The sequence below is a fragment of the Symbiopectobacterium sp. RP genome, from assembly GCF_050472005.1.
GTDB lineage: Bacteria > Pseudomonadota > Gammaproteobacteria > Enterobacterales > Enterobacteriaceae > Symbiopectobacterium.
Genome location: NZ_JBGOGS010000002.1, coordinates 591,076 through 610,011 on the forward strand (window position 1 = coordinate 591,076; position 18,936 = coordinate 610,011).

At 49.5% G+C, this 18,936-nt stretch carries 23 protein-coding genes and 7 pseudogenes; 15 read left to right on the forward strand and 15 right to left on the reverse strand.

Annotation, left to right across the window (positions count from 1 at the left end):
- Window positions 1-10: 10 nt before the first annotated feature.
- From ACD630_RS21320 to ACD630_RS21330, 3 genes and pseudogenes are all read left to right on the forward strand, one after another.
- Complete coding sequence (locus ACD630_RS21320; RefSeq protein WP_430360559.1) at window positions 11-421, forward strand: hypothetical protein; 411 nt, start codon at window positions 11-13, stop codon at window positions 419-421.
- 82 nt (window positions 422-503) lie between these two features.
- A complete protein-coding gene (locus tag ACD630_RS21325) occupies window positions 504-1,424 on the forward strand; it encodes a transposase (protein WP_430360560.1) in 921 nt (306 codons plus the stop codon).
- A gap of 94 nt (window positions 1,425-1,518) precedes the next feature.
- Window positions 1,519-1,857, forward strand: a pseudogene (locus ACD630_RS21330) (3'-5' exonuclease); the annotation flags it as partial.
- A gap of 8 nt (window positions 1,858-1,865) precedes the next feature.
- Here the strand turns inward: ACD630_RS21330 and gppA are convergent.
- Both gppA and rhlB read right to left on the reverse strand, forming a co-directional pair.
- The gene (gene gppA, locus ACD630_RS21335; protein ID WP_430360561.1) at window positions 1,866-3,362 is read right to left on the reverse strand and encodes a guanosine-5'-triphosphate,3'-diphosphate diphosphatase; all 1,497 of its coding nucleotides are present in this window, start codon (window positions 3,360-3,362) and stop codon (window positions 1,866-1,868) included.
- 6 nt (window positions 3,363-3,368) lie between these two features.
- Entirely contained in the window at window positions 3,369-4,640 is a 1,272-nt protein-coding gene (gene rhlB / locus ACD630_RS21340) for an ATP-dependent RNA helicase RhlB (protein WP_430360562.1), read from the reverse strand.
- 117 nt (window positions 4,641-4,757) lie between these two features.
- Between rhlB and trxA the strand changes: the two genes are divergently transcribed.
- The 5 genes and pseudogenes from trxA (at window position 4,758) to ACD630_RS21365 (ending at window position 8,171) form a co-directional block, all read left to right on the forward strand.
- On the forward strand, window positions 4,758-5,084 hold the full coding sequence (gene trxA / locus ACD630_RS21345; RefSeq protein ID WP_430360563.1) for a thioredoxin TrxA: 327 nt from the start codon (window positions 4,758-4,760) through the stop codon (window positions 5,082-5,084).
- Window positions 5,085-5,554: 470 nt separating this feature from the next.
- Entirely contained in the window at window positions 5,555-6,814 is a 1,260-nt protein-coding gene (gene rho, locus ACD630_RS21350; protein ID WP_048262948.1) for a transcription termination factor Rho, read from the forward strand.
- Between the two features lie 305 nt (window positions 6,815-7,119).
- Window positions 7,120-7,311: pseudogene (locus ACD630_RS21355) on the forward strand (UDP-N-acetylglucosamine--undecaprenyl-phosphate N-acetylglucosaminephosphotransferase); the annotation flags it as partial.
- Window positions 7,312-7,345: 34 nt separating this feature from the next.
- The gene (locus ACD630_RS21360) at window positions 7,346-7,660 is read left to right on the forward strand and encodes an IS630 transposase-related protein (protein WP_430360564.1); all 315 of its coding nucleotides are present in this window, start codon (window positions 7,346-7,348) and stop codon (window positions 7,658-7,660) included.
- Window positions 7,635-8,171: an IS630 family transposase gene (locus ACD630_RS21365; protein WP_430361230.1), complete on the forward strand. Its 537-nt coding sequence runs from the start codon at window positions 7,635-7,637 to the stop codon at window positions 8,169-8,171. Before ACD630_RS21360 ends, ACD630_RS21365 begins: the two co-directional genes overlap by 26 nt.
- Window positions 8,172-8,176: 5 nt before the next feature.
- Here ACD630_RS21365 and ACD630_RS21370 read toward each other — a convergent pair whose 3' ends face one another.
- The 3 genes from ACD630_RS21370 to ACD630_RS21380 form a co-directional block, all read right to left on the reverse strand.
- On the reverse strand, window positions 8,177-8,422 hold the full coding sequence (locus tag ACD630_RS21370) for an excisionase (protein ID WP_430360565.1): 246 nt from the start codon (window positions 8,420-8,422) through the stop codon (window positions 8,177-8,179).
- Window positions 8,423-8,567: 145 nt separating this feature from the next.
- A complete protein-coding gene (locus tag ACD630_RS21375) occupies window positions 8,568-8,729 on the reverse strand; it encodes a protease FtsH-inhibitory lysogeny factor CIII (protein WP_430360566.1) in 162 nt (53 codons plus the stop codon).
- A gap of 15 nt (window positions 8,730-8,744) precedes the next feature.
- Entirely contained in the window at window positions 8,745-9,095 is a 351-nt protein-coding gene (locus ACD630_RS21380) for a hypothetical protein (protein ID WP_430360567.1), read from the reverse strand.
- Between the two features lie 23 nt (window positions 9,096-9,118).
- On the opposite strand from ACD630_RS21380, the pseudogene ACD630_RS21385 reads away from it, so the two are divergent.
- A pseudogene (locus ACD630_RS21385) lies at window positions 9,119-10,042 on the forward strand (IS5 family transposase).
- A 40-nt stretch (window positions 10,043-10,082) separates the two neighbouring features.
- On the opposite strand, the gene ACD630_RS21390 reads toward ACD630_RS21385, so the two are convergent.
- From ACD630_RS21390 to ACD630_RS21405, 4 genes are all read right to left on the reverse strand, one after another.
- Entirely contained in the window at window positions 10,083-10,424 is a 342-nt protein-coding gene (locus ACD630_RS21390) for a Rha family transcriptional regulator (RefSeq protein WP_430360568.1), read from the reverse strand.
- 59 nt (window positions 10,425-10,483) lie between these two features.
- Window positions 10,484-10,765: a hypothetical protein gene (locus ACD630_RS21395; protein WP_430360569.1), complete on the reverse strand. Its 282-nt coding sequence runs from the start codon at window positions 10,763-10,765 to the stop codon at window positions 10,484-10,486.
- Window positions 10,734-11,186: a Rha family transcriptional regulator gene (locus ACD630_RS21400; protein ID WP_430360570.1), complete on the reverse strand. Its 453-nt coding sequence runs from the start codon at window positions 11,184-11,186 to the stop codon at window positions 10,734-10,736. The genes ACD630_RS21395 and ACD630_RS21400 overlap by 32 nt, the downstream gene beginning before the upstream one ends.
- Window positions 11,187-11,331: 145 nt before the next feature.
- Entirely contained in the window at window positions 11,332-11,586 is a 255-nt protein-coding gene (locus ACD630_RS21405; protein ID WP_430360571.1) for a hypothetical protein, read from the reverse strand.
- A 37-nt stretch (window positions 11,587-11,623) separates the two neighbouring features.
- Between ACD630_RS21405 and ACD630_RS21410 the strand changes: the two genes are divergently transcribed.
- From ACD630_RS21410 to yjiA, 3 genes are all read left to right on the forward strand, one after another.
- Window positions 11,624-12,487, forward strand: a complete 864-nt coding sequence (locus tag ACD630_RS21410) for an IS630 family transposase (RefSeq protein WP_430360572.1) — start codon at window positions 11,624-11,626, stop codon at window positions 12,485-12,487.
- Between the two features lie 107 nt (window positions 12,488-12,594).
- Window positions 12,595-12,807 carry a YbdD/YjiX family protein gene (locus ACD630_RS21415; RefSeq protein WP_430360573.1) on the forward strand — a complete coding sequence of 71 codons (213 nt, stop codon included), beginning with the start codon at window positions 12,595-12,597 and terminating at the stop codon, window positions 12,805-12,807.
- A 45-nt stretch (window positions 12,808-12,852) separates the two neighbouring features.
- Window positions 12,853-13,812 (forward strand): GTPase, encoded by a 960-nt coding sequence (yjiA, locus tag ACD630_RS21420; protein WP_430360574.1) that lies wholly within the window; start codon window positions 12,853-12,855, stop codon window positions 13,810-13,812.
- A 57-nt stretch (window positions 13,813-13,869) separates the two neighbouring features.
- Here yjiA and ACD630_RS21425 read toward each other — a convergent pair.
- Together ACD630_RS21425 and ACD630_RS21430 are read right to left on the reverse strand one after the other, a co-directional pair.
- A pseudogene (locus ACD630_RS21425) lies at window positions 13,870-14,151 on the reverse strand (MFS transporter); the annotation flags it as partial.
- Window positions 14,152-14,174: 23 nt separating this feature from the next.
- On the reverse strand, window positions 14,175-14,381 hold the full coding sequence (locus ACD630_RS21430; protein ID WP_430360575.1) for a hypothetical protein: 207 nt from the start codon (window positions 14,379-14,381) through the stop codon (window positions 14,175-14,177).
- A 62-nt stretch (window positions 14,382-14,443) separates the two neighbouring features.
- Here ACD630_RS21430 and ACD630_RS21435 point away from each other — a divergent pair.
- A pseudogene (locus ACD630_RS21435) lies at window positions 14,444-14,611 on the forward strand (transposase); the annotation flags it as partial.
- A gap of 22 nt (window positions 14,612-14,633) precedes the next feature.
- Here the strand turns inward: ACD630_RS21435 and ACD630_RS21440 are convergent.
- A pseudogene (locus tag ACD630_RS21440) lies at window positions 14,634-15,284 on the reverse strand (IS256 family transposase); the annotation flags it as partial.
- A 645-nt stretch (window positions 15,285-15,929) separates the two neighbouring features.
- A complete protein-coding gene (locus ACD630_RS21445) occupies window positions 15,930-16,853 on the reverse strand; it encodes an IS5 family transposase (RefSeq protein ID WP_430360576.1) in 924 nt (307 codons plus the stop codon).
- Window positions 16,854-17,037: 184 nt separating this feature from the next.
- On the opposite strand from ACD630_RS21445, the pseudogene ACD630_RS21450 reads away from it, so the two are divergent.
- Both ACD630_RS21450 and ACD630_RS21455 read left to right on the forward strand, forming a co-directional pair.
- Window positions 17,038-17,226, forward strand: a pseudogene (locus ACD630_RS21450) (IS256 family transposase); the annotation flags it as partial.
- Between the two features lie 84 nt (window positions 17,227-17,310).
- The gene (locus tag ACD630_RS21455) at window positions 17,311-17,523 is read left to right on the forward strand and encodes a hypothetical protein (RefSeq protein WP_430360577.1); all 213 of its coding nucleotides are present in this window, start codon (window positions 17,311-17,313) and stop codon (window positions 17,521-17,523) included.
- A gap of 133 nt (window positions 17,524-17,656) precedes the next feature.
- Here ACD630_RS21455 and ACD630_RS21460 read toward each other — a convergent pair whose 3' ends face one another.
- Both ACD630_RS21460 and speD read right to left on the reverse strand, forming a co-directional pair.
- A complete protein-coding gene (locus ACD630_RS21460) occupies window positions 17,657-17,845 on the reverse strand; it encodes a glutaredoxin domain-containing protein (RefSeq protein WP_430360578.1) in 189 nt (62 codons plus the stop codon).
- 281 nt (window positions 17,846-18,126) lie between these two features.
- The gene (gene speD, locus ACD630_RS21465; protein ID WP_430360579.1) at window positions 18,127-18,921 is read right to left on the reverse strand and encodes an adenosylmethionine decarboxylase; all 795 of its coding nucleotides are present in this window, start codon (window positions 18,919-18,921) and stop codon (window positions 18,127-18,129) included.
- Window positions 18,922-18,936: the final 15 nt, after the last annotated feature.

Below are 18,936 nucleotides of genomic sequence, written 5' to 3' on the forward strand. Positions count from 1 at the left end.
TGCTATTACGTTGCTGCATGATCTCAACTTATCCATCGGCGGGATTGATGCCCGCCTTAACCGGCGTTATCAGCGTCTGGTTAAGCAACACATGACTCCCGCAGCACCATTGGCGTCAGCCGTTAAAGACCTTGCCTGCGCGCAGAAAACAACATTCGCCACTACTCAGGCCGTTTGGCGTTTTTTTAATAATGAACGTATTAGCTTCAGTCAGCTCAATGAACCGATTATTTCTCTGGCTCTCCGGCAGGTTGCACTTAGCCCGCATCCATACGCTCCCGTCGTTCACGACTGGTCTCATTTACAGTTTCGTACCCACAATGGGAAAGAAGAACGTTTGAAAATGACACATGGTGGCGACGTCGGTTATGAACTACAAACCAGCCTACTGCTTGATGCTGCAAATGGTTTACCAACATAGCCAACCGACTTAAAAATGATTACAGCCAATGCCCTGATATGTGGCAAAAAAATACGGCTAATTGTTATCAAAATAATGTCGCTTGGCTATAGCGCCCCTGTCTCAAACTCTAACCGATAGGGCGGGTTGTCGTTCAACGCTAAGCGAGGGCTTGTCTGAGAGTCTGACTCATATGGATGCTTTGACGGCTGATATCGCCCGCGTTGAGTCTCTTGATACCGGGAAGAAGTTGTTAGTTCATCTCATTGACCGTGAAGGTGACTCTATCGGGCATATGCGCACATTAAGCTCCCAGGGAATATGTTGGCTTATCCGGGGAAAGGAAGGGCATCGGGCCGAGTGGGGCGGTGACACCCGTAAAATTGGTGAAATTGCAGAAGATCTGCCATTTATCGCAAACGGACAGGTTGGCTGGAAAGGGAAAAAAGCCAATATGGAGATCGGGGAAACATCCGTGATCATAACGCGAACAGCAAAAGCGAAGCGGAAAGACAAGAACACCGGACGGCGAGTGAAAGTTCAGCCAGGCGTAGCTCTGACACTCAGATTAGTTGTGGTTCGCCTTACCGATACTCACGGTAAATTTATCGGACGCTGGACGCTGCTCACAAACGTTAGCAACGAGCTCACCAGCGCGGAAGTCGCTCGCTGGTATTACTGGCGCTGGGGTATTGAATCCTTTTTTAAGCTGCTGAAAGGTGCCGGTCATGATGTAGAAAAATGGCTTGAGCGCAGTGCTGGTGCCCTGCTACGCAGGTTATTGATAGCTAGCATGGCATGTGTGCTGGTATGGCGGCTGCAACGCGCTGAAGGAGACGACAATGCGGCAGCCCGTCAGTTAATTTGCCGATTATCCGGACGACAACAAAAACGAGGGCGTAAAGAAAGCGCCCCAGCGCTGCTTGCCGGACTATCCATCCTGCTAAATACCTTGACGTTATTAGCAGACTATACCCCGGAAGAACTTGCCCACTTCGCTATGGTGGTTTTTAACCCTTTATGATGTGTAGATATAGCCAAGCGACATTATTTTGATAACAATTAGCTGTATTTTTTGCCACATATCAGGGCATTGGCTGTAATCATTTTTAAGTCGTTTGGCTATACCTATGGTGTATCTGGTGGGGATGGAGGAGGGACTACTGCCGCACCAGAGCAGTATTGACGAAGATAATGTTGATGAAGAGCGTCGCCTGGCGTATGTCGGTATCACACGGGCGCAACGTGAACTGGTTTTTACCCTGTGCAAAGAGCGTCGCCAGTACGGCGAACTGGTGCGGCCAGAACCCAGCCGTTTCTTGCTGGAACTGCCGCAGGACGATCTGCAATGGGAAACAGCGCGCAAAGTGGTCAGCGCGCAAGAGCGGATGCAAAAGGGGCAAAGCCATCTGGCGAATCTGCGCGCGCAGCTGGCGCAGGCGCGCGATAAGGAGTAATACCGCTATTACGGCGTGGCTTCCTCAATCACCAATGGCCAGTGGGCATAGCCCTGCCAACGGCTTTCCTGTTCCAGCGCTTCTGCGCACAGGGGATGGGCGGCAAGCCAGCCAGCAGGTAGCTGGATGTGCAGGGTATCGCCGTCCGCCCGCAAGATGCTGTCAGGCAAGGTGTCATCACGGCGACGGCTGGCGAAAATAATCGCCAGTCGCAACAAACGGCATAAGCGCTGCGCAGGCAGTACGGGTACGGCGTTTTGCTGATTTAATGACTGAAGATCGAGCGCACCACTCTGATTTAACACCAGAATAGCCAGCAGTTTTTTCTGTGCCGGTGTGAAACCGGGAAGATCGCTGTTGCGTATGAGATAGGCGGCGTGTTGCGGAGCATTGCGAAAATCAATGGCCAGACCGATTTCATGCAGAAAGCCGGCGCTGTGCAGCAACTCGCGACATCGGTGATCCAACGGCCAATCCTGCGCCAGTTGGTGCAGAAAATTGTCGGCTAATGTGCTGACGCGCTGGCCCTGTTCACCGTCTAACAGGTAGCGGCGTTGCAGATTGAGCAGCGTGCGCTGGCGAATATCCTGCTCCACGGGCAGGTGCAGCATCCCGTATACCAAGCCTTCGCGCAGCGCGCCACCGGCCAATGTCATACTCTGAATGCCAAGTTCCTGGAAAATCGCCAACAGAATGGACAATCCGCTGGGGAACACCAGCGCCCGCTCTAACGTCAGGCCGTCAATTTCCAGTTCTTCCAGCTTATGGCACGCGATGGCATGCTCTTTCAGGGCGCACAGCTTGTCGAGCGTGATGTGCTCGTCCATGCCCGCGGCGACCATAATCTCTTGCAACGCTTGTACGGTGCCGGATGCGCCCACGCACACTTGCCAGCCCCGCGCACGCAGTTGGGCGGCAACGGGGCGTATCATGTCGCCAGCAGCCTGTTCAGCACGGGAAAAATTTTCCGCTGTCAGGGTGCGATCGCTGAAATAACGCTCCAGCCAGGTCACACATCCCATGGGCAAACTGAGTAACTGTGTGGCCTGTGCGGCGGTTCCGGTCGCCAGTTCGGTACTGCCACCGCCGATATCCACCACCAGACGTTGTTCCGGACCGCCGGTGGTGTGGGCCACGCCCTGATAAATCAGGCGCGCTTCCTCTTCACCGCTGATGACTTGAATCGGCAAACCCAGGATCTGCTGCGCCTGCGCCAGAAATTCATCGGCATTGGTGGCAAGCCGCAGGGTCGCCGTCGCAACAACGCGGGTTTGCGTCTGAGGGATATCCTGCAAGCGCTCGGAAAACAGGCGTAAACACTGCCAGCCGCGCTGCATGGCTTCCTGTGACAAGCTGTTATCACGATCCAGTCCCGCAGCCAAACGCACTTTACGTTTAATGCGCGCTAGCGTTTGAATGCTGCCAGCGCTCTCTCGCACCACCAGCATATGGAAGCTGTTCGAGCCCAGATCGATCGCAGCATACAGCGAGGAAGCATTTAGCATGGATGCTTAACTCGGTCTTTTACGGTTGCCGCGCGGTGCGCCGCTACGACGTGGCGGGCCACTGCTGGTGCGCGTGCGGGGCAAGCGCTTCGGCGCGGGCAGATTGGTCATCAGCGCATCACTATCGTACTTGCTTACTGGGATTGAATGGCCCGTATATTGCTCAATGGCAGGCAGGTTCAGCGCATACTCTTCACAGGCTAGGCTGATGGAGAATCCGCTGGCACCGGCACGTCCGGTACGGCCGATGCGGTGCACATAGTCTTCGCAATCGTCCGGCAAGTCATAGTTGAATACGTGAGTGACAGACGGAATATGAAGACCGCGCGCCGCAACATCGGTGGCGACCAGAATATCCAGATTGCCCTGCGTGAAGTCATCCAGAATGCGCAGGCGTTTTTTCTGCGCTACGTCACCAGTCAGCAGACCAACGCGATGGCCGTCCGCAGCCAGATGGCCCCAGATGTCTTCGCAGCGGTGCTTAGTGTTAGCGAAGATGATGCAGCGGTCCGGCCACTCTTCTTCCAGCAAGGTTTGCAGCAGGCGCATCTTCTCTTCGTTTGACGGATAGAACAGCTCTTCCTTGATGCGGTGCCCGGTTTTCTGCTCCGGCTCTACTTCAACGTACTCGGCGTTGTTCATCTGTTCAAACGCCAACTCACGCACACGGTATGACAGCGTGGCGGAGAACAGCATGTTCAGGCGCTGCATTACCGGCGGCATGTGGCGGAACAGCCAGCGAATATCTTTGATAAAGCCCAGATCGTACATTCTGTCGGCTTCATCCAGCACCACAACCTGAATGGCGCCAAGGTTAATGTGATTCTGCTTGGCGTAGTCGATCAAGCGGCCAGTGGTACCGATCAGGATATCAACACCCTGCTCCAGCACTTTAAGCTGCTTATCGTAACCGTCTCCGCCGTAAGCCAGACCCAGTTTCAAGCCTGTCGATTCTGCCAGCGCCTGTGCATCCGCGTGGATTTGCACGGCCAACTCGCGAGTGGGGGCCATGATCAGCGCGCGTGGCTGGTTGGTTTGACACTCTGCTGAAGCAGGATGCGACAAGAGATAGTGGAAAGTAGACGCCAGAAATGCCAGCGTCTTGCCAGTTCCGGTTTGCGCCTGACCCGCGACGTCCCGGCCATCAAGGGCGAGAGGTAGTGCGAGTGCCTGGATGGGCGTACAGTTATAAAACCCTTTATTTTCAAGAGCTTTGATTACCTGCGGGTGCAGCGCGAAGTCGGAAAACTTCTGTTCAGTCAAGTGTGTTTTGCTCATAGTGTGGTAGAATATCAGCTAACTATTGCTTTACGAAAGCGTATACAGTGAAATAAAGTCGAGCTTTGTTGGTTAATGCTACACCAACTCGCTAAAGATAATCCTGCGGAGTAAAAAATGAGCGATAAAATTATTCACCTGACAGACGACAGCTTCGAAACGGACGTGTTGCAGGCCGAAGGGGCAACACTGGTTGATTTTTGGGCCGAATGGTGTGGTCCCTGCAAAATGATCACTCCCATTCTCGATGAAATCGCTGATGAATTCGAAGGTCGCATCACCGTTGCCAAACTTAACATTGATGAAAATCCGGCGACTGCGCCGAAATACGGCATCCGTGGTATCCCGACCCTGCTGCTGTTCAAGAACGGTGAAGTGGCGGCAACCAAAGTAGGCGCGCTGTCCAAAGGCCAGTTGAAAGAGTTTTTGAACACCAATCTGTAATACCTGATAGATTTATCAACGCTATTTCGTCGCACAAAGCGGTCAGTGTGGATTTCTCGTATTGACCGCTTGCCGCACGTCATGAAGCGTGCTAGATTCATCAGCACTGCATATCGTACTTGCCTATGTTTAAGCCTCACGGGCTTAAGCCTGAAAGTTTGAATCTATAGCATTACTCGCTGTCTATACCTTAGCGCTGCCCGTTCGTGACAACAAATCGCACAAACACGGCATAAGAATCCGTAGCGTGGTCAGGCAATCTAAAAGTATTACATTAATTGGTTTCAGGTGTCTTCGATCTATTGCCGTCGTTTTGTATCGGCTTGCGTGGTCTGCGTGTAACACGTTCACGTATCAAGCTAAACGGAATGGCGTGATTGAGGGCGGTATATGATAGTGGCACGGTGACCCTTGCCATACCATTCACGTTAATTGTTCGAGATTTACCCCGAGTTTAAGAACCCACCACTATGAATCTTACCGAATTAAAGAATACGCCAGTTTCTGAGTTAATTACTCTTGGCGAAAACATGGGGCTGGAAAACCAGGCTCGTATGCGTAAGCAGGATATTATTTTCTCCATTTTGAAGCAGCACGCAAAAAGTGGCGAAGATATTTTCGGCGATGGCGTGCTGGAAATCTTGCAGGATGGTTTCGGTTTCCTCCGCTCCGCAGACAGCTCCTACCTCGCCGGCCCTGATGATATCTACGTTTCTCCCAGCCAAATCCGCCGTTTTAATCTTCGTACTGGTGACACCATTTCAGGCAAGATTCGTCCTCCCAAAGAAGGGGAACGCTACTTTGCCTTGTTGAAAGTCAACGAAGTCAATTACGACAAACCTGAAAACGCCCGCAACAAGATCCTGTTTGAAAACCTCACTCCGCTGCATGCCAACTCACGTTTGCGTATGGAACGCGGTAATGGTTCAACTGAAGACCTGACAGCACGCGTATTGGATTTGGCGTCTCCGATTGGCCGTGGTCAACGTGGTTTGATCGTGGCACCACCGAAAGCCGGTAAAACCATGCTGCTGCAAAATATTGCACAGAGCATCGCGTATAATCACCCTGATTGCGTGCTGATGGTACTGCTTATCGATGAACGTCCGGAAGAAGTGACCGAGATGCAACGTCTGGTGAAAGGGGAAGTGGTGGCGTCTACCTTTGACGAGCCTGCCTCTCGCCACGTTCAGGTTGCTGAAATGGTGATTGAAAAGGCCAAGCGCCTGGTCGAGCACAAAAAAGACGTTATCATCCTGCTGGACTCCATCACCCGTCTGGCGCGTGCCTACAACACCGTGGTACCGGCGTCTGGCAAAGTGCTGACCGGTGGTGTGGATGCCAACGCCCTGCACCGTCCGAAACGCTTCTTTGGTGCTGCGCGTAACGTGGAAGAGGGCGGTAGCCTGACCATTATCGCCACCGCGCTGGTAGATACCGGCTCGAAGATGGACGAAGTGATTTACGAAGAGTTTAAAGGTACAGGTAACATGGAACTGCATCTGGCGCGTAAAATCGCTGAGAAGCGTGTGTTCCCGGCTATCGACTACAACCGTTCCGGTACGCGTAAAGAAGAGCTGCTTACCACCTCCGAAGAGCTGCAAAAAATGTGGATCCTGCGCAAAATCATTCACCCGATGGGCGAGATCGATGCAATGGAGTTCCTGATCAACAAGTTGGCGATGACCAAAACCAACGATGAATTTTTCGACATGATGAAGCGTTCATAAGCAGGAAGTGTTCTCGGGGAAAACGCCACGCGGGTCGTGGCGTTTTTTTAGGAACTTACCGACCCTTACACTACAGGGGGTTTTTCCAGAGTATTCTAAGATATCCCGGCGTCGTGCTTTCCGTTATGGTACGCATTGATTTGATGGCGTCATCATAACCCCGTTGCGAGTGCCTGCCCTGAGCATGCCCGCGCGATACCGTCGGCCGCATAATGATGTGGTGGTGAACACCCTGTTATGGCGAACCATGCTTCGTCGTGCCAGCCTGCGGCGGCTTGTAGCCATAAACGGTAAACTTACTCGCTATGCGTCTAGAGTTATTATTGATTTTCTTGTTTTCTCTGGCTTTTCTATTCCTAGCCCGTCGCGTGGCGGGGCCACTGGGTCTTGTCGATCGTCCCAATCCGCGTAAACGTCACCAAGGTCTGATCCCGCTGGTGGGGGGCATTTCCGTTTATGCTGGCCTGTGCTTTACCTTCCTGATTACCGACTACTATAGCTAAACGACTTAATTTTGATCACATTATTTAAATGAGCTATTCAATTGATTTTAGACGTAAAGTGATATCTACACGGGAAGAAGAAGGGTTGAGTATCCGAGAAACAGCGAAGCAATTTCGGATTGGCCCTGCCTCTGTATCGCGTTGGATTAATCAAATAGCGTCAAAAGCATCGACTACGCGTCAGCGAAAGATCGATAAATCCGAGTTGATAAAAGATGTTGAACCATATCCAGATGCTTACCAAAAAGAACGTGCAGAGCGTTTTGGCGTTTGTCAGAAGGCCATTTGGCAAGCTCTTAAAAAGCTGGGATTGACCTATAAAAAAAACTCTACGTCATCCTAAAGCCGACGGAAGCGCCCGGCAAGCATTTCAACAAAAAATACAACAGTATGAAAAAGAAGGTAAGCCTATTGTTTTTATTGATGAAAGTGGTTTTCCACACGATACCCCACGGACTCACGGCTATTCCCCAAAAGGTCAACGGTGTTTTGGGCTGAAGAACGGGGGAGCCAAGGGAAGAACAAATGTTATCGGCGCGTTATTAGGCACAACGCTGTTTGCTATCGGATTATTTGATATCAATATTAACAGCGATGTTTTCTATTCCTGGGTCACACAAGTCTTTATCCCAGTACTCCCTAAAAACAGTGTAATCGTGATGGACAATGCAACTTTTCACAAAAAACATAATATTCAACAAGTCATCATCGATGCAGGGTATATGGTGGAGTATTTGCCTACATATTCGCCAGATCTTAACCCCATTGAGCATAAATGGGCACAAGCAAAAAAGGAGAGAGTGGTTGCGATACAGAGATTTTGTTCTCAGTCCATATGGTGTAATCAAAATTAAGTCGTTTATCTATATGACTTCTCCGGCGTGCCATGTCTTATCCTCGATAACAGGGCGGGATGAAGGTAACTTGATGAGCGAAGGTTTTTATTCTGGGTGAGCTTGTAGGCGTTTTCCTCAATCAGATACTCGCGCCCATCTCGTATCGGTGCAGGGAAAATCATTCCGTTCCTGACCAATCGCCTGACGGTTTCCATACAACGCGGACGGGGTTGCCGCCGATTCCACTCGGATAAGGTGATGTATGCCATAATTGACCTCTGCTAAAATCAGGCCGCTGAGCCGTTCGTCATGACGGCGAGCGGGTGGGGAATGACCAATCGAAGAAATGCGGTGGTGAACGTTTCACACAGGGTGTGCAGTGATGAAGATGATTTCAGGCTGTAACAGCCTTGATTAAGGTGCTGGGGCAGGTCGTAGAGGTTTGCCTGCCTGCTCGAGGATATCGATAAGCTTTCGGTATCCGTTTCTCAGCCATTGAACCCATTTATCCAAGTGTGTTTCTTCCGGGTGATAGCTCCCCATGAGGGCAGCATGACCCGCGAATGCATAATTCATCGGGTGCTCCTGTGCTCATATTGCTATTTGAGTGTCGTATTTGGCGTGGCTCATGGTCTTCCAACTCAAGCCGTTATAGCCAAGCGACATTATTTTGATAACAATTAGCTGTATTTTTTGCCACATATCAGGGCATTGGCTGTAATCATTTTTAAGTCGGTTGGCTATAATGCCGTTGAGCATTTTGCAGAACTGGGTAGGGGTCATACCCTCCTTGAACAGACTTTTGAGGTCGTGGATTTCTGCTTCTTGCTCTTTGTTGACCAGTACCAATGCAGCTTCCCTCTTTTTCGACTCAAGCAGAGCTTCCAATGGGCTTTGTTGAATAAATAGAACTTTTGGGTAATCATCGGAGCAGATCAACACAGTTGTTTCAAAATCAGGTCTCCATGGCAAAACAAAATTTTAAAATCACCAACTGGCCCTCTTATAACAAGGCCCTCAAGCAGCGCGGTTCTCTAACCGTATGGCTAGATGAATCAGCCATTGCTGCATGGACGGAAAAAAACACTACTGAACGGCGTGGACGACCGCTCCACTACTCAGATATGGCCATCACCACAGTCCTGATGATGAAACGCGTGTTTGGCCTTTCATTGAGGGCTTTACAGGGCTTTGGTGACTCGATTTTTAAACTGATTAAATTGTCGCTCCATTGTCCAGACTATTCGCTGCTCAGCAAGCGAGTAAAGACAGTGAACATCAGCATAAAAACGCCAACCCGTGGTGAAATCTCACATCTGGTCATTGATGGAACCGGCCTGAAGGTCTTTGGCGAAGGCGAATGGAAAGTCCGGCAGCATGGTGCCGACAGACGCAGGGTATGGCGTAAGCTGCACCTGGCAGTAGACAGTGTGACGCATGAGATTATCTGTGCGGATTTGTCGCTCAGTGGTACGACTGATGCCCAAGCTCTACCGGCGCTGATAAACCAGACCCACCGGAAAATCAGAGAGGCATCGGCTGACGGCGCTTAGGATACAGTTTACTGCTATGATGCTCTGGTGAGGAAGAAAATAAGGCCGCTTATCCCGCCACGAAGGGGGGCGCAATATTGGCAAGATCGCTACCACGAGCGTAACCCCGCTGTTGCAAATCAGCGCATTAGCGGTAGTAACGCTATCTGGAAAAAGAAAGTGGGCTATCACCGGCGCTCAGTGGCTGAAACGGCCATGTTCCGGTTCAAAAGGCTTCTGGGTGGTCATCTAAGTCTGAGAGACTACGATGGTCAGGTGGGTGAAGCCATGGCCATGACCAAAGCGCTTAACCTGATCACGCTATTAGGAATGCCAAACAGTATTCGCATCACGTAACAATCGACCCGTATGGGGCGCAGTCGTTACAAGTTCTGATTTATTCAACAAAGCCCTTCCAATGCTGAGATGTAGTTTTCCGGCAATGCTGGTTGGCTTGCCAGTTTTTCGAGGTCATGCCAGCGTTTGATAACGCGCATACGGTGAACAGCGCTATAGCCGGTAAGCAAACATTCGGTATGGTCACAGTCAAGTAAGAATTCCCGGTATTGTTGACCGTTTTGTGGGGTGTCCAAAAATGGGCATACCCCTCCGGGTCTTCAGCGAGTTCAATGAGCATCGACTCAATGTCACGTAGTACGTGTCGGTGATGCTTTTCTGTCAATTCCGCAATTTCACAGCTGGACATGGTTAAAATATATTCAGAAACTAAATTTTGCATGAGTAAACCTCTCACAAGTCAATGTGATTAATGAAACCCCGGCACGATACCGGGGCGGATTAGTGAATGCATCTGGCGCTGAGTTTTTCTAGCGCGTCGGGAATTTCGACAAAGCTAGTGGGCCTGTAACCCAGATCCGTTGCGATCCCTGCTGCGATAGAACGAAACGAGTTGGCTTTTCCGACGAATGCAAGCTTGCCGCCAAGCAGGTCATCCCAGATGGTGACTTGTACCCGGTAGCGGCAATCAGGAGTTTTGTGGCAGGTTGGTGCTGGCTGAACAGCGGAGGATAAGCTGGCTTCCATGCGGTTAAACTCCGCGATGTAAGCTTCCTTGAACACTGCTGCCTTTTTGCCGGTGAAGCCCATAACGAAGGAAGACGAAACCGTCCTTCGTCATCTCATAGGCTTTAGAATCCCGTTCATCAAAGCCTGCTCGGACTTTTACTACGACGGCTGAAAAGTTAGCCGTCATAAATTCAGCTGAGCAATCAAGAGATTCTATTTTTTGAATTACGTTTTTATGTAGCTTGCCAAAGTAAGTAGCGACATCTTGTGAGGTAGTTACAGCTTTAGCATTGTGAATAGTAACTTTAGGTGCAGCAAGGGACGTTTGAAGTGTCATAGCGACAACCTCCAGTGGTTTCTTTGTGTTATCACCACCAAGAGGTGCAAAACTCATATTGGTGGTGAACTGAACAGGGTTTGCACTACCGGAGAAACCGCCCGGCCAATCTTTCGATTGCCCCATCCAGCCCACCATAGAGATGGGGCTTTCAGGCAACAAAAAACACGCTCGCGGCGTGTTGTTGTCGCGGTTTCATAATCGGGGTGCAAAGCCCGGCACCTGAATTTGCAGATACAGAGTGACTATAGCGCATGGGTTATCCTTGCGTCAATGGGATGGTTTATGCCGCTAAATCGTTCAGCATGACGCCTAAGAGCCGTGGAAACAGGCTGTCGTAAAAATGTGGCTGTGTCTGGCGCGGATTATTCGGGTCAGTCAGGTTCTTGCCGAACTGCAAACCATTCTCTGTTAGCGACCAGAACAGCTTCTCCTTGTCGGGATGCTTGCTGCTGGGACGTGACTTACGCTCAGCGAGTCCGAGCAATTGCAGGCGCTTGAAACCGGACTGTGCGGTGTAGGGCTTGCCGTGCAGCATTATAGCTAAACGACTTAATTTTGATCACATTATTTAAATGAGCTATTCAATTGATTTTAGACGTAAAGTGATATCTACACGGGAAGAAGAAGGGTTGAGTATCCGAGAAACAGCGAAGCAATTTCGGATTGGCCCTGCCTCTGTATCGCGTTGGATTAATCAAATAGCGTCAAAAGCATCGACCACGCGTCAGCGAAAGAGCGATAAATCCGAGTTGATAAAAGATGTTGAACCATATCCAGATACTTACCAAAAAGAACGTGCAGAGCGTTTTGGCGTTTGTCAGAAGGCTATTTGGCAAGCTCTTAAAAAGCTGGGATTGACCTATAAAAAAACTCTATGTCATCCGAAAGCCGACGAAAGCGCCCGGCAAGCATTTCAACAAAAAATACAACAGTATGAAAAAGAAGGTAAGCCTATTGTTTTTATTGATGAAAGTGATTTTCCACACGATACCCCACGGACTCACGGCTATTCCCCAAAAGGTCAACGGTGTTTTGGCCTGAAGAACGGGGGAGCCAAGGGAAGAACAAATGTTATCGGCGCGTTATTAGGCACAACGCTGTTTGCTATCGGATTATTTGATATCAATATTAACAGCGATGTTTTCTATTCCTGGGTCACACAAGTCCTTATCGCAGTACTCCCTAAAAACAGGGTAATCGTGATGGACAATGCAACTTTTCACAAAAAACATAATATTCAACAAGTCATCATCGATGCAGGGTATATGGTGGAGTATCTGCCTACATATTCGCCAGACCTTAACCCCATTGAGCATAAATGGGCACAAGCAAAAAGCAAAAAGCAAAAAAAGAGAGAGTGGTTGCGATACAGAGATTTTGTTCTCAGTCTATATGGTGTAATCAAAATTAAGTCGCTTGGCTATAACGGTCACTGATACACGAATACCCGTATCTTTACCGCCGCAGAGTGCGGTGGTAAAGATGACGAGTCGCCATACCCCGTATAAGATATATACGGGGTAGTTTTTTTAGGAGACCAGCTATGTTTGGCAACCTTGGCAACCTTGGCAAAGCGGGAAAGTATCTGGGGCAGGCTGCACGCATGCTGATTGGGATTCCGGACTATGAAACCTATGTTCAGCACATGCAAACCAACCATCCCGATCAACCACCGATGACCTACGAAGAGTTCTTCCGTGAGCGGCAACAGGCTCGCTACGGCGGCGATGGCAAAGGCGGCATGCGCTGCTGTTAACCTCGCCCAATACAGGAAGAAAACGCATTATTATCAGGAGCCGCGATGACGCAGCCGATTCATGTCACCATTCTGTCCGGGTTTCTTGGGGCAGGCAAAACCACCCTACTCCGGCATATTCTCAATGCCGACCATGGTTATAAAATTGTTGTTATTGAGAATGAGTTCGGCGAAGTGCCGATTGATGATGCACTGATTGGCGAACGTGTCAGCACCATTACCACACTCAGCAACGGTTGTATCTGCTGCACCCGCGCCAATGAGTTGGCGGATGCGCTGCTCGATCTGGTGGATGGTATCGATAAAGGCGCACTGGATTTCGATCACGTAGTGATTGAGTGTACTGGCATGGCCGATCCCGGCCCGATCACCCAAACCTTCTTCTCCAATGAGCTGATTTGCGAACGCTTTATGCTGGATGGCATCATCACTCTGGTGGATGCGGTGCATGCGCAGCAACAGCTCGATCAGTTCACCATCGCTCAATCGCAAATTGGTTACGCCGATCGCATCTTGCTGACCAAAACCGATGTGGCAGGCCAGGATGATGCACTGATTCAGCGTTTGCAGCGCATCAACGCGCGCGCGCCGATTTACACTGTGGTCAACGGCGAGATAGATCTCGGCCTGTTGTTCAACGTCGATGGCTTTATGCTTAACGACAAGCTGGCGGTAAAAGCGCCGCTGTTCCGTTTCGTGGCACCGCAGCAGAACAACGTGGAGTCTATTGTGGTGGAACTGGATCACGCGGTGGATTTTGCAGCAGTTTCCGACGTGATGGAAGGTTTCTTGCTCAAATATGCCGATAATCTGCTGCGTTACAAAGGCATACTGGCCATCAACGGTGACGATCGTCGCCTGCTGTTTCAGGGCGTGCAGCGTCTGTATAGTGCGAACTGGGACAGAGTGTGGCTGCCGGAAGAAAAGCGCGGCTGCATCATGGTCTTTATCGGGCAGGAATTGCCCCAGCAGGAAATCCGTGACGGTTTTGCCCGTCTGATGTGACTTATCATCAACACACCACCTCTTCACTGCTTGCGAGAGGTGGTGTGCTGAATGCCGCTAGGCTGCACTGGCCTCCTGCGCGGGTTCATTATGCAACCACTGACGTTGGCGCAGTGACGGGAACCATTTCATCCACAGTGCCACCACTAACAGCGTACCAATGCCGCCGAGCGCCGCTGCGGGCACCGCACCTAACCACGCTGCCAATAGACCGGATTCAAACTCACCCAGTTGATTCGACGTATTAATAAAAATGGAATTGACCGCACTCACGCGACCGCGCATGTCGTCTGGGGTATCAAGCTGCACCAGCGAGCCGCGAATCACCATGCTCACCATATAGCCAACCGACTTAAAAATGATTACAGCCAATGCCCTGATATGTAGCAAAAAAATACAGCTTTTCCCCGGATAAGCCAACATATTCTCTGGGAGCTTAATGTGCGCATATGCCCGATAGAGTCACCTTCACGGTCAATGAGATGAACTAACTTCTTCCCGGTATCAAGAGACTCAACGCGGGCGATATCAGCCGTCAAAGCATCCATATGAGTCAGACTCTCACACAAGTCCTTATCCCAGTACTCCCTAAAAACAGGGTAATCGTGATGGACAATGCAACTTTTCACAAAAAAATAATATTCAACAAGTCATCATCGATGCAGGGTATATGGTGGAGTATTTGCCTACATATTCGCCAGATCTTAACCCCATTGAGCATAAATGGGCACAAGCAAAAAGCAAAAAAAGAGAGAGTGGTTGCGATACAGAGATTTTGTTCTCAGTCTATATGGTGTAATCAAAATTAAGTCGCTTGGCTATACGACCTTCTTCACCGAGTCATCAGTCGGGAACACCTTGCGTTTCTTGATTGCATGCCGGAGCACGCTGTTCAGTGATTCTATAGCGTTCGTCGTGTAGATTACCTTGCGAAGTTCCTGCGGGTACGAGAAGAATGTCGACAGGTTGGCCCAGTTTGACTGCCAGCTCCGGCTTATCTGCGGATAGCGGTGATCCCATGTCCCACCGAACGTCTCCAGCGCCTGAAGCGCGGCCTCTTCGGTTGGAGCCTGATACACTGCTTTGAGGTCGCGTGTTACCGCCTTATAGTCCTTCCAGGCAACGAAGCGCAGACTGTTGCGCACCATGCGCACCATGTGCACGATGCACAACTGGATGCGGGCTTCCGGGTAGATCGTGTTAATGGCATCCGGGAACCCTTTCAGGCCGTCCACACAGGCAATAAGGATGTCGGTCAGGCCACGGTTTTTCAGTTCTGTCAGCACGTTCAGCCAGAACTTTGCGCCTTCATTTTCGGCCAGCCACATCCCCAGTAGCTTTTTCTGGCCTTCGATATTGATACCCAGTGCCAGGAACACAGACTTATTGATAACGCGGCTGTCTTGCCGGACTTTGGCTTTGTTGAATAATAGTGAGTCATGCTGTTTTTCCAGCCAGTTTTGGTAGAAAATGCTTGTCACCTCAGGTTTACAGTTTTCTTATGAGGCCTAACTGCATGATTTTGCGTTGCGAGGATCTGTCGTTTCACAGGGGGTGCAGCATAAAATATGTTTATTCAACAAAGCCATTTATTCAACAAAGCCTAAAGTAACCTGCTTTTGATGTTGGATTGAACATATCAAAATCAGGCAATTACACAATCTCGTGTACAGGCTCTAGGCTGCGTGTTAATTGTTTCCATTGTCGACACCAATTTAATTATACATTATTCGGCCTGACTACATGAATATGACACTATTACCTATCGCTTTGTTTTCACAAAAAAATAATAAACAGAGATAGTTAATTATGTTTCAGAGTTTTCTAAATCACCACTTATCGCACAAATTTTAGGAATAAGCGTTCAAACAACGTTCGCCGAACACGGCTTATGAAAGTCTATATGCCAACACAATTCCCGGAGTCCTTATTCTGACTTATCTCACCATTACCGATGATTATTGGGGTTATAACGAATTTCCAATTCTTCATTTTTTCATGGTTCATGGTCCTACTAAGTTGGTTATTTTCACTTATTCCTTAGGTGCTTTATACTTAACGAGGCTTTGTTGAATAAATCAGAACTTGTAACGACTGCGCCTCATACGGGTCGATTGTTACGTGATGCGAATACTGTTCGGCATTCCTAATAGCGTGATCAGGTTAAGCGCTTTGACCATGACCATGGCTTCACCCACCTGAGCATCGTAGTCTCTCAGACTTAGATGACCACCCAGAAGCCTTTTGAACCGGAACATGGCCGTTTCAGCCACTGAGCGCCGGTGATAGCCCACTTTCTTTTTCCAGATAGCGTTACTACCGCTAATGCGCTGATTTGCAACAGCGTGGTTACGCTCGTGGTAGCGATCTTGCCAATATTGCGCCCCCCTTCGTGGCGGGATAAGCGGCCTTATTTTCTTCCTCAGCAGAGCATCATAGCAGTAAACTGTATCGTAAGCGCCGTCAGCCGATGCCTCTCTGATTTTCCGGTGGGTCTGGTTTATCAGCGCCGGTAGAGCTTGGGCATCAGCTGTACCACTGAGCGACAAATCCGCACAGATAATCTCATGCGTCACACTGTCTACTGCCAGGTGCAACTTACGCCATACCCTGCGTCTGTCGGCACCATGCTGCCGGACTTTCCATTCGCCTTCGCCAAAGACCTTCAGGCCGGTTCCATCAATGACCAGATGTGAGATTTCACCACGGGTTGGCGTTTTTATGCTGATGTTCACTGTCTTTGCTCGCTTGCTGAGCAGCGAATAGTCTGGACAATGGAGCGACAATTTAATCAGTTTAAAAATCGAGTCACCAAAGCCCTGTAAAGCCCTCAATGAAAGGCCAAACACGCGTTTCATCATCAGGACTGTGGTGATGGCCATATCTGAATAGTGGAGCAGTCGTCCACACCGTTCAGTAGTGTTTTTTTCCGTCCATGCAGCAATGGCTGATTCATCTAGCCATACGGTTAGAGAACAGCGCTGCTTGAGGGCCTTGTTATAAGAGGGCCAGTTGGTGATTTTAAAATTTTGTTTTGCCATGGAGACCTGATTTTGAAACAACTGTGTTGATCTGCTCCGATGATTACCCAAAAGTTCTATTTATTCAACAAAGCCATTCAGAAGTAGAGTTATGCTCATTTCTGGTGTACGGGGTTTCGGGGAGGGTGGCGTATCCTGCTGATTGATTTCGTGGATGATTTCAACAACAGAGAGATGATACCCCATGAAAAAGTCTACCCTACAGGTCTCCGCAGAACCAGATATTGCCGGTGATCCCTTGCATGAACTCATTCGTAATGGTGCCAGGCAACTGATAGCTGCCGTCGTTGACGTTGAGCTCGAAGCCATGCTGCAACAACATGCTGAACGCCGCCTTGACGACGGGCGTCATGCTGTCGTTCGTAACGGCTATAGCCAAGCGACATTATTTTGATAACAATTAGCTGTATTTTTTTGCCACATATCAGGGCATTGGCTGTAATCATTTTTAAGTCGGTTGGCTATAATTTGCCGATTATCCGGACGACAACAAAAACGAGGGCGTAAAGAAAGCGCCCCAGCGCTGCTTGCCGGACTATCCATCCTGCTAAATACCTTGACGTTATTAGCAGACTATACCCCGGAAGAACTTGCCCACTTCGCTATGGTGGTTTTTAACCCTTTATGGGCTTTCTTGAATAATAGTGAGTCATGCTGTTTTTCCAGCTAATTTTGGTGGAAAATGCTTGTCACATCAGGTTTACAGTTTTCTTATGAGGCCTAACTGCATGATTTTGCGTTGCGAGGATCTGTCGTTTCACCGGGGGTGCAGCATAAAATATGTTTATTCAACAAAGCCCCCTTTATGATGTGTAGATACCTATGGTCATAACGACCGGTACCTGTTGATAGCCCAATGCCCTTACCCGCTGTAATGCCTGCTCATCTTCTGTCAGGTCGATAAGCTGATAGGCGATACCTTGTTTATCCAAAGCACGGCACGTCGCATTGCACTGAACACAGTGCGGTTTAGTAAAAATAGTAATGCGCATGATTCGCATTTACCTTTTTGGTTAAAGTCAGTATGGTAAAGCGGCCTTGTGACACCCTTCCGCTGCCGCCTTTCTGCGAAACGCGCCTTATCGATAATCGTGGCGTGTTTAAATACTAGATGTAGATGTTTTTAATTTCAATTATACAATATATGGTGCTTAGTGTGAGATCATTGAGGCGGAGATCGGAATGGCGGAAGAAGACAGTGCTACCAAGGGGGAAACGGGGGCGTGGTTGAGAATAAAAAAAACGGGCCGCTGTGGACCCGCCGGTACGTCCTCTACAAAACCGGAAGATTCCTACCGTAGTAGATCTCTCGCATTTCATGATAGAGCAGATCGGTGATCCTTTTGCGCTCCACCGCTTCCAGATTTTCTGGCGCGGCGTTGAACAGATAGTGCCGCAGATCGAAATCCTTGAGCAGCATTTTGGTGTGAAACATATTCTCCTGATACACATTCACGTCCATCAGGTGATACAGCGACTTCATATCTTCCGACATAACGTTCTGAATGGAATTGATTTGATGGTCGATGAAATGTTTTACCCCGTTGATATCACGCGTGAAACCGCGCACACAATAATCAATGGTGACAATATCGGATTCCAACTGGTGAATCAGGTAATTCAGTGCTTTTAGCGGGGAAATCACGCCGCAGGTTGACACTTCAATATCGGCGCGAAAGGTGCACAGGCCGCCCTCGGGATGGCTTTCCGGGTATGTGTGTACACAAATATGGCTCTTGTCCAGATGCGCAACCACGGAATGGGGCAGCAGTCCGGGAAGTTCTGAGTTATCGACATCGCGCGGATCCATCGGCTCTTCGCTGACCAGAATAGTCACGCTGGCACCCTGAGGATCGTAGTCTTGCCGCGCGATGTTCAAAATATTGGCACCAATGATCGTACAGGTTTCCGTGAGGATCTCTGTCAAACGATTGGCGTTGTACTGTTCGTCAATATAGGCGATATAGCCGTCGCGATCGTCAGCGGTTTTGGCATAGCAGATATCGTAGATACAAAAACTCAGGCTTTTGGTCAGGTTGTTAAAGCCGTGCAGTTTCAGCTTGTGCAATTTTCGTCACCCCCT